This is a genomic window from Arthrobacter sp. ISL-30 (assembly GCF_018613855.1).
Taxonomy (GTDB): Bacteria; Actinomycetota; Actinomycetes; order Actinomycetales; family Micrococcaceae; genus Arthrobacter.
This window is the reverse complement of the sequence record NZ_JAGGPK010000011.1, coordinates 23613-37098: the sequence shown is the minus strand read 5'-3', so window position 1 is coordinate 37098 and position 13486 is coordinate 23613. Positions and strand designations below refer to the sequence as shown.

Genomic DNA, 13486 nt, shown 5'->3' with positions numbered 1-13486 from the left:
GCTACTTCTTGTAGCCGCCGTTGGACTTGATGTTGGCGTCGATCGCCTTGACTGCCTTGTCCAGGGTGGACTTGGGATCAGCGCCGTTGAGGATGTCCTGGACGGCATTGCCGTACTCGGTTGCGATGAACGGGTAGGCAGGGGTCTCCGGACGCATCACCGCGTACTCTCGTGAGAAGTCCATGAAGATGCGGTTGGCGCCTCCCTCGGCGAAAGCCGGAATCAGGGCAGCAGCCTCATTGCTGGCTGGGATCGTGCCCGTGGCCTTAGCCACCGCGGCGACGTTCTCCGGCTTGAGGGAGTACGAGAGGTAGTCCATGGCGGCCTCGCTGTTCTGGCAGCCGCTGGTCACACCCCACTGCCACGAGGCGCCGCCGATCTTGGGGCCCTCGCCGAGGTCCACGGTGGGCATGACCACAAGGTCGTCGCCGAGGGCGGCCTTGGCCTTGTCCGCCGCCCAGGATCCGGTGTAGAGGATGGCGCTCTGGTTGTTGAGGAAGTCCTGGGTGGAATCCTTGCCGCCCTTCTTGGCCATGAAGCCCTGATCAGCGAGGCCGCGGAACCAGTTGGCCCATGAGACAGCTTTGTCGCCGTTGAGGACACCGTCGGCGCTCTGGAAGCCGTCGCGGTTGATGAGGTCGCCGCCGAAGGACTGCAGGAAGGGAGAGTACGCGTAGGGGAGCCATTCGCCGGTGCCGGCTGTGCCCATATCCAGCGGGTACTCCCACTTGCCGAGGGCTTTGAGCTTGGTGAGCGCGTCCTGGAACTCCTCCTCGGTCCAGGGCTGCTCCACTGTTGCCGTGCGGACGCCGGCCGCCTTCAGGTCGGAGGGACGTGCCATCATGGCGAGGGCCACATCGTAGTAGCCGACGGCATACGGCTTGCCGTCATACTCCGCCACGGTGCTGGGGAGGTGGGTGGAGAGGTCGGTGGAGAGTTCGAGCGGCTTGAGGTAGCCGGCCCAGGCCCAGTTGGGTACGTTGGGCCCGTCGATATCCACGATGCAGGGAAGCTTTCCGGCTGCCGCGGCCGACACAATCGAGTCGTTGTAGGACTCCTGGGGGAAGGCCTGGATTTTGATCTTGACCTTGTCCTGGCTGCCGTTGTAGGAGTCAACGATCTTTTGGACTGCGGCCAGCTCTTCAGGGTTGCCGGCGTTATGGGTCCACAGCGCAATCTCTCCCGAGCCTTCATTGGAGGAAGATGCGCTGCCCTTGCCGCAGCCGGCGAGTGTGGCGGTGAGGGCGGCCGCGGCTATGCTGGTCGCAAGGATCTTGGTGAACTTCGTGTTCATGGTTCGGTCTTTCTACTCAGGTGGGTGGAGGGGATTGGACAGGTCCTTTGGGGAGCGTGGCCGCTGCAACGGTCGCGCTCCTGTTTTGTCAGGCCTGTTTGTTGGTAGATACGGGTGTGGGGAGGCTGGCTAGCTTTGGGGCTGGCTGGCTGGGGGCGGGGCGACAGAATCCCGCTCAACGAGCGGACAGGCGATTTCCTCGTGCACACGGGGTTCATCAGGGTTCTCGATCTCCTCAAGAAGCTTTAGGACGGCCCAACGGCCCATTTCGTAGTGGGGGAGTGCCATTGTGGACAGCCCCGGCCAAAGTGCGCCGGCGATGAGCTCGAGGTTGTCAACGCCTACGATCGAGATATCGTCAGGGACCTTCAGCCCCAGATGATTGGCTGCTTGGTATGCACCCATGGCCATCTGGTCGCTGAAGCAGAAGAGGGCGGTAGGTCGGTCCGGCAGGGACAGAAGCTTCAATGCTGTTTCCCGTCCCCCCGCCGTGTTCGGATGGGCTGTTAGGTAGTGATCCGGCTGGAAGGGCAGGCCATGCCGGGCCAGAGCTTCACGGAAACCCCGCAAACGCCCGTGGGCAGCCGGGATATCGTCCTCGTTGTTGATCATGCCGATCCGGCGGTGCCCGGCGGCGATCAGGACTTCGACGGCGGACTCGCCTGCCCCGAACTCGTCCGGCACCACAGAGGACAGTTTCGGATCCTCGGAAATGGCGTCGAGCAGGACGGTGGGCACTCCCCGGAGCTCTTCCGGGACCGACACCATGTGATGGTACATACGCGCGTAGATGATGCCGTCCACTTGATGTTGCTGGAGGGCACGGATCTCCTGCCGCTCCAGCTCGTTGTCCAGGCCGGAGTTGACCACCATCAGGAGGTGGCCGCGCTCCGAAGCCGCGTCCTGGGCTCCCTGCAGCATTGCTCCGGCGAAGGGAGTGGTAGTGATCTCATCGCTGACGAGCCCGAGGATCTGGGAGCGCTGGTTCCGCAATCCACTGGCCAATCGGTTCGGTGCGTAGCCGAGGTCATCGGCTATAGCCTTCACGTGAGCCACAGTCAGGGCATTAACTCGAGCCTGGTGCGTCTCGCTCAGGGCGTGGGAAACAGTGGTAACGGATACGCCGGCAGCCTTGGCCACGTCCCGGATGTTTACCTTGGTCGTCATTGACTCGTCCTTTGTTGACTTGCCCCTATGCAATACGTCCCTCTGCAAAGCTTTCTTCTGCACTGCAAAGCGTTCTTCTGCAAAACGTTTTGCATGTTGTCTGGATCACTTTATGCAAAACGTTTTGCACGTGTCAAGAGTAGATTCTCCGACAGTTAACGCGACGGTGACATTGGAGAAACGGCCACTCAACGCCGGATGGCTACCGTTTCTCCCATGATCTCTTCCGCGCTCGCCTCACTCCGCGCCAGGGTCCTTGACTGGATCGAGTCCGCCTACTTTCACGAGTGCGTGGATGAAACGGCGGAGGGGATACTGGAAGCCACCCGCTGGGGCTGGCTTCCGGCCCTGAGCGGAGTCACTATTGCGCGGGACCAATTGGCGACCGCTCACTTGGCTCAACGCCCTTCCCGGCTTCCTGAAACAACTGCAGGATAGGCCTGGAACTCCGGGAATTCCGCGACTCCTGGTACCGGCTGTATTGTTCAACACATTTTTCGTCGCTTGCCTGTACCATGCCCTAAACTGCTTCACTGAGATGCCTGAGATGGCATTGGGCAGCAACGAAAGTGAAACCAATGGCTACCGATTACGACGCCCCGCGCAAGACTGAAGAAGAGTCGTCCTCTGAGTCCCTGGAGGCCCTTCAGGCGTCCCGTGGCTCCGGTGCCCAAACTGCTCTCATCGACCTTGACGAGAACGATACAGCTGAGGGCATCGACTTGCCGGGCGCCGATCTTTCCAGTGAGGAACTGACTGTCGTCATTGTCCCTGAGCAGTCAGATGAATTCACGTGTTCATCGTGCTTCCTAGTCCGCCACCGTTCCCAGATCGCATTGGAAAAGAACGGCCTGAAGTTCTGCGTGGAGTGCGAAGGCTAAAAGCCTTGTTCCAACCCCGTTACCGGACGTAACGATCAGGCGATGCGGCGATTACGAACCGGCCAAAGCGGGCCGAAACCAGCCCTGTTAATCACGCTTCCGTGACCCCTTTTCGGGCTCACTAACGGTTGAGCGCCGAGTCGGATACGAACCCCCTTTAAGGCCATTTTCGCTCCTAGTCTTGAGCTATCCAGCTAGTCAAGGAGGTGGCCCAAATGAAAAAAATCCACGTATGGCTGGCAGCGATACTCATGGCTGCAGGGCTTGGTCTCGTGGCCCCGGGACCTGCCTCGGCCACCACATCGTATTGCGGACTCGTCTGGGGCTCATTGGAAAAAGCACAGCCGGATTTGGCGGCAGCCCAGGTGGTCAATATCCGTACCGGGCAGCACCTATGCTTCGACCGTATGGTGATCGACCTCAACGGGAAAGTGGCTGGCTACACGGTCCGCTACGTCCCGGCAGTGGCCCAAGAGGGCTCGGGACATACCGTTCCTCTTAGGGGAGGGGCGTTCGTTCGGGTAACGGTGAACGCGCCATCGTACGACGAGAACTACAACTCCACTTACAACCCGGCCAACCAGAGCGAATTGAGCAATGTTTCCGGTTACCAGACGTTCCGCCAAATAGCCTCGGCCGGCAGCTATGAGGGCTACTCAAGCTTCGGCCTGGGCGTCCGTGCCCGGCTTCCCTTCAGGGTCTTCACTGTGGATGGACCCGATGGCGGATCCCGCATGGTGGTGGATGTAGCCCACTTCTGGTGACAGTTAAACGCACCTGCCAGTGAAGCAGCGCAAACGCAGCTGCACAGCGCAAACGAAGGCCCTGACCCGCGAACCGGGCCAGGGCCTTCGTTTATTCAGGGCTTTCGTTTAAGAGCCAACAGCTTACTCAGGTACCACCAGTGCAGGGGTGTCCTTGCGGATCGTTTCGCCCTGGAAGAATCCGGGACGCAGGCGGGACATGACCACCATGAACACTGCACCCATCGCCAGGATGCCGACTCCCAGGACAAAGACCAGGCCGATTCCAAATACTTCCGAGCCGCTCCCGAACTCGGGCGCCAGGCTGTCCACCGCCGTCTGGCCGAACACGACGAACAACCCGATGCCGCCTGCGAGCGGGCACGCCAGGCGTAGCAGGAAGTTGCGTATGCTGCTGAAGACGCTCTGGCGGAAATACCATGCACACGCGATAGCGGTGAGGCCGTAGTAGAAGCAGATCATCAGGCCGAGGGCCAAGATGGTGTCATTCAGGACGTTCTCACTGATCACGTGCATCACCGCGTAGAAGCCCGCGGATAGGACGCCGGCGGCGATAGTGGCGAAGCCGGGCGTCGAGAAGCGCTTGCTGAGGCGGCTGAACGGCTTCGGCATGGCTCCGTAGTGGGCCATGGCCAGGAGGCTGCGCGACGGCGACATGAATGTGGACTGCAGTGATGCCGCGGAACTTGAGAGCACGGCCAACGACATGAGGATGGCGAATGGCCCCATCACTGGCGAGGCCAGGGCGGTGAAGATGTTCCCGTGGTTTTCCTCGTTGTTCAGGCCGATTCCGGTGTCTCCGACGCCGGCGAACATCATTGTCGCGATGCTCACCAGGAGATAGATACCAAGGACGACGACGGCGGTCAGGGTGCCCGCGATGCCGGAGGTTTTCTTGCCGTTCGCGGTCTCCTCATTCACCGTCAGGCACACATCCCAGCCCCAGTAAACGAAGATGGACAGCGAGATGCCCGCAGCGATCTGCCCGAAGGTTTCAATCCTTGTGACATCGAACCACTCCCAGCTGAAGGGGATAGCAGTCTCCGACGTTGACCAGTTTGCGAAGGCCATGGCTACAAAAAGGCCCAGCGCAAGGAGCTGGAATCCCACCAGTCCGTATTGGACGATCTTGGTGGTGTGCAGTCCGCGGTAGCTTACCCACACAGCCAGCGCTACGAATACAAAGCAGGTGGCCACGTTGAGCGGCTTGTTCGCGGCTAGCTCGGCAATTTCGGGTGAACCAAACAGCTGGGATAAGAAGAGGTAGAAGAAGTCCACCGCCACGGCCGCCAGGTTGGACAGCACAATGATGTTTGCGGCGAGGAGTCCCCAGCCGCCCATCCAGCCTACCCAGGGGCCGAAGGCCTTGGTGACCCACGTGAAGGTGGTCCCGCTGTCCGGGGAGTCGGCGTTGAGCTCCCGGTAGGCGAGCGACACAAGGATCATCGGAATGAAGCCGATGAGGAAGATGACGGGCAACTGCAGGCCCGCTTCGTTGATGGTGGGGCCCAAGGCGCTGGTGAGCGTGTAGGCCGGGGCAATAGTTGAAATTCCGAGGACGACGACGGCGAGGAGCCCCAGCTGCCCCGTCTTCAGTCCCTTGCCGGAAATGTTATGGGCAGGGCTCCCGACGGCTGCACCCTGCGGGTTGCCTGTCGCGGTGCCGCCTTGGTGGAATGTTTGACTCATGTCAGCGCCTCTCTAGATGGCCGCAGGCTGTTGCTGCGTGATGCAGTGAATGCCGCCGCCCCGGGCGAAGAGTTCGCGTGCGTCAATACCTACGACGCTACGGCCCGGATAGGCATCGGCAAGAATACGGAGGGCTTTTTCATCCATCGGATCATCGAAGGTACACGCGATGACTCCTCCGTTGACGACCAGGTGGTTGATGTAGCTGTAGTCCACATAGCCTTCGTCGTCCTTTAGGGCAGCCGGGGCGGGAACTTCGATGATGTTCCAGCTACGGCCTGCGGCGTCCTGCGTGGTGCGCAGGAAGCTGATGATGTCCCGGCACACCTCAAAATCGGGGTGTTCGGGGTTCTGCTGGGAGTGGACCAGGAGGGTGCCCGGCGACGGGATGGCCGCCACGATGTCCACATGGCCGCGGGTGCCGAACTTCTCCGAATCGCGGGTCAGTCCGCGGGGCAGCCACACGACGTGGGTGGCGCCGATGGTGCGAGCCAGTTCCCTCTCCACATCCTGCTTGCTGATGCCGGGGTTGCGTCCCCGATCCAGCTGCACGGTCTCCGTGACCAGGACCGTACCTTCACCGTCCACCTGGATTCCCCCGCCTTCGTTGACGAGGCTCGAGGCGATGTGGGCGGCCCCGGCGCGGCCGGAAACTTCAGCCGCAATCAAGGCATCTTTGTCCCACTTGGCCCAGTCCTGGGCTCCCCATCCGTTGAACACCCAGTCCACCGCGCCAAGCCTCCCGGAGTTGTCAAGGACGAAGGTGGGCCCGATGTCCCGCATCCAGGCGTCGTTCAGTTCGGCGGTCAGTACTTCGACGTCGGGGTGCAGGTAACGCGCGGCGGTTTCGACGTCGTCGGGGTGGACTACCAAAGTGACCGGGTCGAACCTGACCGCTGCATTGGCGACGGCGGCCCAAACGGTCCGTGCCGCGTGAGCCTCTTCGGAGGTATCGCCGAGGGTGTAGCCACCCGTGGGGAAAGCCATCCAGGTACGCTCCTGCGGAGCGGTCTCCGCCGGCATGCGCCAGGCCGTCATGCTGTCACCCGCACACTGGTGATCGAGCCTGTCGACATCCCGGGAGCCAGCTCGCCCCCGAAAGGGGCGTCCTGCCGAACCGGCTCAGTCAACCTGGCGTAGGTGTCCGGGCGGCGCGTGGTGAGGAACGGGAACAAGGTAAGCCAGTCCTTGCGCTGGTCCAGGTCAAGGTCGGCCACGAGGACGGCGGACCCATTGCGGGGTGCCTGTACCAGGACTCGGCCGTAGGGGTCGGAGATGAAGGAAGAGCCGTAAAAGTTGATGGTCCCCTCACTGCCCCAGCGGTTCGGGGCGACCATGAAGAGTCCGTTGGCTATGCCGTTGCCTATGATCACCTGCTGCCACAGGGGCTGCGTGTCGAAGTCGGGGTGGTCCGGCTCGGAGCCGATCGCCGTCGGGTAGACGAGCAGTTCGGCGCCGCCAAGGGAGTACAACCTGGCCAGTTCGGGGAACCATTCATCCCAGCAGGTGGGCATGCCGAGGCGGCCGCCGCCCAGTTCTGCTGGAGCATGGACTTCGTAGGCATCGCTGGCGGCCGGGCCCTGGCGGAAGAACTTGTCCTCGTAATAGCCGGCGGTAACGGGGATGTGCAGTTTGTGGGTGCGCGCCAGGAGTTCCCCTTCCGGGGAGACGAGGATGGCGGTGTTCAGGCCAAGGCCGTCGTCGATTCCAGCGGGGTGTTCAGCACGCTGGTAGAGGGAGGCATGCACAGTGACGCCGTAGGTCCTGGCGGCATTGGCTGCAAAAGCGAAGGTCGGCCCGTTCAGAAGGTCCTCGGCTATGTCGGAGGGGCGAATGCCGTCGGACGGATCGTTGGCCGGGCGGGTGTCCGCAGGATAGCGGGAGAGGGTCAGTTCGGGCAGGAAGACAACACTGGCTCCCAGTTTCGCGGCACGCTCAATGCCTTCGGTCAACTCGGCCTCCAACACGGCGCTATCCGCGTGCCAGCGATGCTGGACAAGGCCCACCCGCAGAGGAGGGCGGGACGACGGCGCTGTTCGGGCCAGGGAGGCCGGGGAACCAAGGCAAGTAATTTCGATCATGATGAATGAGTTCTCCAGTGAGACGATCGTCACTAAATGAATGACGTTCATTTAGTATGAAGGGAGATCTGGCCTCGCGCAAGGGGGTAAATGAATTTCGTTCATTTGTTGCCTCAGGGCGCATACTTCCCTGCAGGCCTATGTCGAGTACAGCTAAAGTTCCCCTTGCTGTGTTAATCGGCCACAGGTACACGGCGGAGCACGACGGCGGCGAGGACTGCCGCCGTCGCCATCAGTACCAGCCTGATTGCCGCCGTGATGTGAATGCCCGATTCAAAGGCCGTCCGGGCGGCGGCCATAACGGCGTCGGAGGTGGATGCCGGAAGGGTGGAAGCAGCTTCGACGGCGCCGGCAAGTGTTTCACTGGCGTGTCCTGCTGACTCCTCCGACAGTTGCTCCGGCAGCCGGAGGTTGTGCTGGTAGGACGCCGTGAGGATAGAACCCAGTACTGCGGTTCCCAGCAGCGAACCCAATTCATAGCCCGTTTCGGAAATGGCCGACGCCGCTCCCGCCTTTCCGGCCGGAACGGACCCCAGGATGAGGTCATTGGATATGGTCTCCGCCATGCCCACGCCGATGGCCAGGATGAGCAGGGCCGCCAGCAGGAAGCCGGGACCGTTGCCGTGATTACCGAGGGCCACCACAAGATAGCCGGTCGCGCTCAAGGCAAGGCCGGCAGCAACCACCGTTCCCGGGCGGACCCGCCGGACCAGGGGTACCACCAGCAGTCCCGCCGCCATAGTGGCCACGAGGGCAGGGATCATTGAGATGCCGGCTTGCATCGGCGTCAGCCCCTCAATGAGTTGGAGGTGCTGGGCGAAGAAAAAGATGAATCCGGTCATCGAGAAGAGCGACAGGACGTTGGCGGTGATGGACGTGCTGAAGGTGGCGTTTCTGAACAGCCGAACGTCGAGCATGGGGGATTCGAGCCTCCGCTGCCGGCGAACGAAGGCAACTCCTGCTGCCAGGCCTACCCCAAAACTCAAGGCCGGCAGGAGAGCGGGGCCATGGATCGCGGCCTCCTTCATGCCGTAGACCACGGCCGCCATGGTGAGGATGGAGAGCGCAACGCTGGCGATATCGGCCTTTCCCGGATTGCCGTCGCGGGATTCGGGGATGAGCTTCGGCCCCAACGCCAGTAGCGGCAACAGGAGGGGTGCGGCCACAAGGAAAACTGCGCCCCACCAGAACTGTTCGACGAGCCAGCCGCCGAAGATCGGCCCTAGTGCGGCGCCACCGGAGAATCCCGCCGCCCAGATCGCGACGGCAAGGCGGCGCCTGTTGGGCTCCAGGAAGATGTTGCGGATCAGCGACAGGGTGGACGGCATCAGCATGGCGCCAAAGATGCCCAACAAGGCGCGTCCGGCAATGAGCAAACCGGGGGAAGTCGCGAAGGCGGTTGCCACGGAAATTGCCGCAAAACCTGTGCTCCCGATGAGCAGGAGCCGGCGGCGACCGATCCTGTCACCAAGGTTGCCCATGGTGACGAGCAAGGCGGCCAGTACGAGAGGGTACGCATCAATAATCCAGAGCAATTGAACGCCCCCGGCATCCAGCGTCCTGGCGGTGGCCGGGAGTGCAAAGGTGAGGGCGGTGTTGTCCACTGCAACCAGCAAGACCGGAAACATCAGCAAAGACAGGGCAGCCCAGTCGCGCCACAGCGCAGGTCGCTGTGGCGGGCAGTTGGGCGAACATGCTGGATTGAGGGTGTTGTGCGGCGGCTGAACATAGCCATAACTTTACCGTCCAGACGGTACAGTTTAAAATCCAGACGGGACAAAGGGGATGATGGGAGTTATGCCTAGGAAACCCGTTGCCCGCGATGCCGTGCTCGATGCCTTCGAAGCCCTGCTCATTGAGGTGGGGGAGCGGGCCGCCACCCTGGAAGCCGTGGCCAGGCGCGCCGGAGTGTCAAAGGGCGGGCTCCTCTACCATTTCCCGAGCAAGGAAGCGCTCATCAGTTCCTTGCTTGAACGGATGGATCGACTGGCGGGAGCGGATATCGAGGCCATGGCCGCGGCGGAGGAGGGCGCTGCTGTTTACTTCATCAGATCCTCGCTCTGGGCCGACACTCCGCTCGACAGGGTCTTTGTAGCGGCGACACGACTTGCCGAGGTGGCCCATGAGGAAACTCGACGGCGATTTGCACGGATCCAGCAGCAGTGGCTGGACCTTCTGGCGAAGGATGTAGGTCCTGAGATGGCAAAAGCCGTTCGCTATATGGGTGATGGCCTCTACTTCAACGCCATGTGGGAAGGTGGTCCTGGAGGGACCTCTCGCGAAAGGAAGTCCGATGTCGACAGCCTCCTCGCCGCCCTTGAGCGGCTCAGGGGCTAAGCAACGCCGCCGCCTGCCGCCTGGCTTCATTTGCGGAGAGGCGCACCGCATAGGACAATTGAAACTTGTGAGAGCTGTCACCAGTTCCTCAAACAATTGAATAAGCCTTTGATCTGCGGCGGGAGAGTCCTGCATGCAAGGCAGGCGCCGTAGGAGCAAATCCTCCCCAGGAATCTCTCAGGCCCATGCACCGCCGCGGCAAGGCAACTCTGGAAAGTAGCAGGCTGTCCCCTGTATCCCCATGGACCTGTGTCCCTATGGATTCAGAAACCAGGACGCTGTGCTCACCGACGGTGCAAGCGAAGCCGTGGCCACGCCACGGAACGCGGAAACTCTCAGGTCCAATACAGAGCGGGGAGGAACCCGAATCACTGTGGCGTACCCAACGCCGCCTTAGTAATGGAGTTCCTCGTGTCGGTTAGTTCAGCCTCCACCACTTTTGTAGACCGCCATATCGGCGCGCGCCGCCAGGCCGACGTCGACATCATGCTCAAAGCTGTCGGCTACGACAGCGTCGACTCCCTCGTGGACACCGCGGTTCCCAACGACATTCGCCAGGAGACTGCGCTCCGGCTGCGCGATGCCCTTAGCGAGGTCGAGGTTCTCGCTGAACTGCGCAAGCTCGCCGGCAAGAACAAGACCGCTGTCCAGCTGATCGGCCAGGGCTACTACGGCACCGTGACCCCTCCGGTGATCCGCCGCAACATCCTGGAATCCCCGGCCTGGTACACCGCTTACACCCCGTACCAGCCCGAGATCTCCCAGGGCCGGCTGGAGGCCCTCCTGAACTTCCAGACCATGGTCCAGGACCTCGTCGCCCTGCCCATTGCGAACGCCTCACTGCTGGATGAAGCAACGGCCGTGGCCGAGGCCGTGCTGCTGATGCGCCGGGCGAACAAGAACAAGTCCGAGGGCAAGACCGTCCTGGACGCCGACGTGCTGCCGCAGACCATCGCCATCGTCCAGGGCCGAGCCGAGGCGCTCGGTTTCGAGGTGGAGATCGCTGACCTCTCCCAAGGACTGCCCGACGGCGACATCAACGGCGTCGTCCTCCAGCAGCCCGGCGTTTCTGGCCGGGTTTTCGACCACTCGGGCGTCATCGCCGCCGCCAAGGAGCGCGGTGCGCTCGTCACGGTCGCTGCTGACCTGCTGTCCCTGACGCTGATCACGCCTCCGGGCGAGCAGGGCGCGGATATCGCCGTCGGCTCTGCCCAGCGCTTTGGCGTCCCGCTGTTCTTCGGCGGCCCGCACGCCGCCTACATGGCCGTCCGCAAGGGACTCGAACGCTCCCTCCCGGGCCGACTGGTAGGAGTGTCCAAGGACTCGGCCGGAGTTCCCGCGTACCGCCTGGCCCTGCAGACCCGCGAGCAGCACATTCGCCGCGAGAAGGCGACGTCCAACATCTGCACCGCGCAGGCGCTGCTGGCCATCATTGCCTCCATGTATGCCGTCTACCATGGTCCGGACGGGCTGAAGGCCATCGCCGAAACCGCCCATAACCACGCCCGGACCCTCGCCGCCTCGCTTAAGGGCGCGGGCATCGAGGTGCTGCACACGAGCTTCTTCGACACCATCACGGTGAGGGTGCCCGGCAAGGCAACCCAGTTGATTGACGACGCTGAGGCCCGCGGCATCAACCTGCGGCGGATCGACGCCGACACGGTTGGCGTTTCGCTCGACGAGACCACCACGTCCGCCATCGTGGCTGACGTCGCTGATATCTTCGACGCCACGGTGGTTGATGCTGGCGGCGCCGACACGGGGTTCGGCCTCGAATCCGGCGTCAACCGTTCCTCCGACTACCTGCAGCACCCTGTCTTCAACACCCACCGCTCTGAAACCCAGCTGCTGCGCTACATCCGCAAGCTCTCCGATCGTGACCTGGCGCTGGACCGGACCATGATTCCGCTGGGCTCGTGCACGATGAAGCTGAATGCGACAGCGGAGATGGAAGCCATTTCCTGGCCGGAGTTCGCCTCCATCCACCCGTTCGCACCCGATTCGCAGACTGAGGGCTGGCGTGAACTGATCGCCGACCTTGAGACCCAGCTGACGGAGATCACCGGCTACGACCAGGTTTCCATCCAGCCCAACGCCGGTTCACAGGGAGAGCTGGCCGGGCTGCTGGCAATCCGCGGCTACCACCTGTCCCGTGGTGACGCCCAGCGCAATGTCTGCCTGATCCCGGCCTCGGCACACGGCACCAATGCCGCATCTGCCGTCCTGGCAGGCATGAAGGTCGTTGTCGTCGCCACTGCGGCTGACGGAACCATCGACCACGATGACCTGCAGGCCAAGATCGAGGCCAACCAGGACGTCCTGTCCTGCATCATGATCACCTACCCGTCCACACATGGGGTGTACGACGCCGACGTTCGCGAGGTATGCGACGCGATCCATGCCGCCGGCGGCCAGGTGTACATTGACGGAGCCAACCTCAACGCCCTCGTGGGCCTGGCCCAGCCGGGCATGTTCGGCGGGGACGTGTCCCACCTGAACCTGCACAAGACGTTCTGCATCCCGCACGGAGGCGGCGGTCCCGGCGTCGGCCCGGTGGCAGCCAAGGCTCACCTGGCACCGTTCATGCCCGGTGACGCCACCACATGGGACGCAGCCTCCGGTGCCACGGACGTCCCGATCTCCGCATCGCGTTTCGGTTCCGCCGGTGTCCTGCCGATCTCGTGGGCCTATGTGAAGCTCATGGGAGGGGCTGGCCTGACCGAGGCCACGAAGTCCGCGCTTCTGGCTGCGAACTACATTGCCTCCCGCCTGAACGAGCACTTCCCCGTCCTGTACACGGGCGAGGGTGGACTGGTGGCCCACGAGTGCATCCTTGACCTGCGTGAACTCACCTCCCGAACCGGCGTCACCGCTGAGGACGTGGCCAAGCGGCTCATCGACTACGGCTTCCACGCGCCCACCTTGGCTTTCCCAGTGGCCGGAACCCTGATGGTCGAGCCCACGGAGTCCGAGGACCTGACCGAGATCGACCGGTTCATCGAAGCCATGATCACCATCCGCGCCGAGATCGAACAGGTCGCGAGCGGGGACTTCACGCTGGAGGGAAGCCCGCTGCGCAACGCCCCGCACACCGCTTCCGCCGTCGTTTCCTCCTCCTGGGACCGGGCCTACCCCCGCGAGCAGGCCGCCTTCCCGGTCCATTCGCTGAAGCAGGACAAATACTTCCCGCCGGTGGGACGAATCGACGGCGCCGCCGGAGACCGCAACCTGGTCTGCTCCTGCCCTCCGCTCGAAGACTTCGAAAACTAAGGA

General features: G+C 62.7%; 11 protein-coding genes and 1 riboswitch. Of the genes, 5 read left to right on the top strand and 6 right to left on the bottom strand.

Annotated elements, in window-relative coordinates; all coding sequences use genetic code 11:
• Position 1 precedes the first annotated feature (1 nt).
• Both J7E82_RS04640 and J7E82_RS04635 read right to left on the bottom strand, forming a co-directional pair.
• A complete protein-coding gene (locus J7E82_RS04640; RefSeq protein ID WP_214860905.1) occupies positions 2 to 1294 on the bottom strand; it encodes a sugar ABC transporter substrate-binding protein in 1293 nt (430 codons plus the stop codon).
• A gap of 129 nt (positions 1295 to 1423) precedes the next feature.
• The gene (locus J7E82_RS04635; RefSeq protein ID WP_214860903.1) at positions 1424 to 2461 is read right to left on the bottom strand and encodes a LacI family DNA-binding transcriptional regulator; all 1038 of its coding nucleotides are present in this window, start codon (positions 2459 to 2461) and stop codon (positions 1424 to 1426) included.
• A gap of 216 nt (positions 2462 to 2677) precedes the next feature.
• Here J7E82_RS04635 and J7E82_RS04630 point away from each other — a divergent pair, with 216 nt between their 5' ends.
• From J7E82_RS04630 to J7E82_RS04620, 3 genes are all read left to right on the top strand, one after another.
• Positions 2678 to 2899 (top strand): hypothetical protein, encoded by a 222-nt coding sequence (locus J7E82_RS04630; RefSeq protein ID WP_214860901.1) that lies wholly within the window; start codon positions 2678 to 2680, stop codon positions 2897 to 2899.
• A gap of 140 nt (positions 2900 to 3039) precedes the next feature.
• Positions 3040 to 3342 (top strand): DUF4193 domain-containing protein, encoded by a 303-nt coding sequence (locus tag J7E82_RS04625; protein WP_214860899.1) that lies wholly within the window; start codon positions 3040 to 3042, stop codon positions 3340 to 3342.
• A gap of 215 nt (positions 3343 to 3557) precedes the next feature.
• Positions 3558 to 4106, top strand: coding sequence for a hypothetical protein (locus J7E82_RS04620; RefSeq protein WP_214860892.1), 549 nt, complete (start codon positions 3558 to 3560; stop codon positions 4104 to 4106).
• 123 nt (positions 4107 to 4229) lie between these two features.
• Here the strand turns inward: J7E82_RS04620 and J7E82_RS04615 are convergent, their stop codons facing one another.
• The 4 genes from J7E82_RS04615 to J7E82_RS04600 form a co-directional block, all read right to left on the bottom strand.
• Positions 4230 to 5795, bottom strand: coding sequence for an APC family permease (locus J7E82_RS04615; RefSeq protein WP_251041454.1), 1566 nt, complete (start codon positions 5793 to 5795; stop codon positions 4230 to 4232).
• A 12-nt stretch (positions 5796 to 5807) separates the two neighbouring features.
• Positions 5808 to 6833 (bottom strand): agmatine/peptidylarginine deiminase, encoded by a 1026-nt coding sequence (locus J7E82_RS04610; RefSeq protein ID WP_214860890.1) that lies wholly within the window; start codon positions 6831 to 6833, stop codon positions 5808 to 5810.
• Entirely contained in the window at positions 6830 to 7876 is a 1047-nt protein-coding gene (locus J7E82_RS04605) for a nitrilase-related carbon-nitrogen hydrolase (RefSeq protein WP_214860949.1), read from the bottom strand. Before J7E82_RS04605 ends, J7E82_RS04610 begins: the two co-directional genes overlap by 4 nt.
• Before the next feature lie 173 nt (positions 7877 to 8049).
• Positions 8050 to 9537 (bottom strand): MFS transporter, encoded by a 1488-nt coding sequence (locus J7E82_RS04600; RefSeq protein ID WP_251041461.1) that lies wholly within the window; start codon positions 9535 to 9537, stop codon positions 8050 to 8052.
• A gap of 136 nt (positions 9538 to 9673) precedes the next feature.
• On the opposite strand from J7E82_RS04600, the gene J7E82_RS04595 reads away from it, so the two are divergent.
• Both J7E82_RS04595 and gcvP read left to right on the top strand, forming a co-directional pair.
• Complete coding sequence (locus tag J7E82_RS04595; protein WP_214860887.1) at positions 9674 to 10213, top strand: TetR/AcrR family transcriptional regulator; 540 nt, start codon at positions 9674 to 9676, stop codon at positions 10211 to 10213.
• Between the two features lie 109 nt (positions 10214 to 10322).
• A riboswitch (glycine riboswitch) is annotated at positions 10323 to 10416 on the top strand.
• Between the two features lie 196 nt (positions 10417 to 10612).
• Positions 10613 to 13483, top strand: a complete 2871-nt coding sequence (gene gcvP, locus J7E82_RS04590) for an aminomethyl-transferring glycine dehydrogenase (RefSeq protein WP_251041453.1) — start codon at positions 10613 to 10615, stop codon at positions 13481 to 13483.
• Positions 13484 to 13486 lie beyond the last annotated feature (3 nt).

Excerpts from the sequence above, each read along its gene's own strand:
- J7E82_RS04640 (WP_214860905.1), bottom strand. The coding sequence starts at position 1,294 with ATGAACACGAAGTTCACCAAGATCCTTGCGACCAGCATAGCCGCGGCC.
- J7E82_RS04635 (WP_214860903.1), bottom strand. The coding sequence starts at position 2,461 with ATGACGACCAAGGTAAACATCCGGGACGTGGCCAAGGCTGCCGGCGTA.
- J7E82_RS04630 (WP_214860901.1), top strand. The coding sequence starts at position 2,678 with ATGATCTCTTCCGCGCTCGCCTCACTCCGCGCCAGGGTCCTTGACTGG.
- J7E82_RS04625 (WP_214860899.1), top strand. The coding sequence starts at position 3,040 with ATGGCTACCGATTACGACGCCCCGCGCAAGACTGAAGAAGAGTCGTCC.
- J7E82_RS04620 (WP_214860892.1), top strand. The coding sequence starts at position 3,558 with ATGAAAAAAATCCACGTATGGCTGGCAGCGATACTCATGGCTGCAGGG.
- J7E82_RS04615 (WP_251041454.1), bottom strand. The coding sequence starts at position 5,795 with ATGAGTCAAACATTCCACCAAGGCGGCACCGCGACAGGCAACCCGCAG.
- J7E82_RS04610 (WP_214860890.1), bottom strand. The coding sequence starts at position 6,833 with ATGACGGCCTGGCGCATGCCGGCGGAGACCGCTCCGCAGGAGCGTACC.
- J7E82_RS04605 (WP_214860949.1), bottom strand. The coding sequence starts at position 7,876 with ATGATCGAAATTACTTGCCTTGGTTCCCCGGCCTCCCTGGCCCGAACA.
- J7E82_RS04595 (WP_214860887.1), top strand. The coding sequence starts at position 9,674 with ATGCCTAGGAAACCCGTTGCCCGCGATGCCGTGCTCGATGCCTTCGAA.
- gcvP (WP_251041453.1), top strand. The coding sequence starts at position 10,613 with ATGGAGTTCCTCGTGTCGGTTAGTTCAGCCTCCACCACTTTTGTAGAC.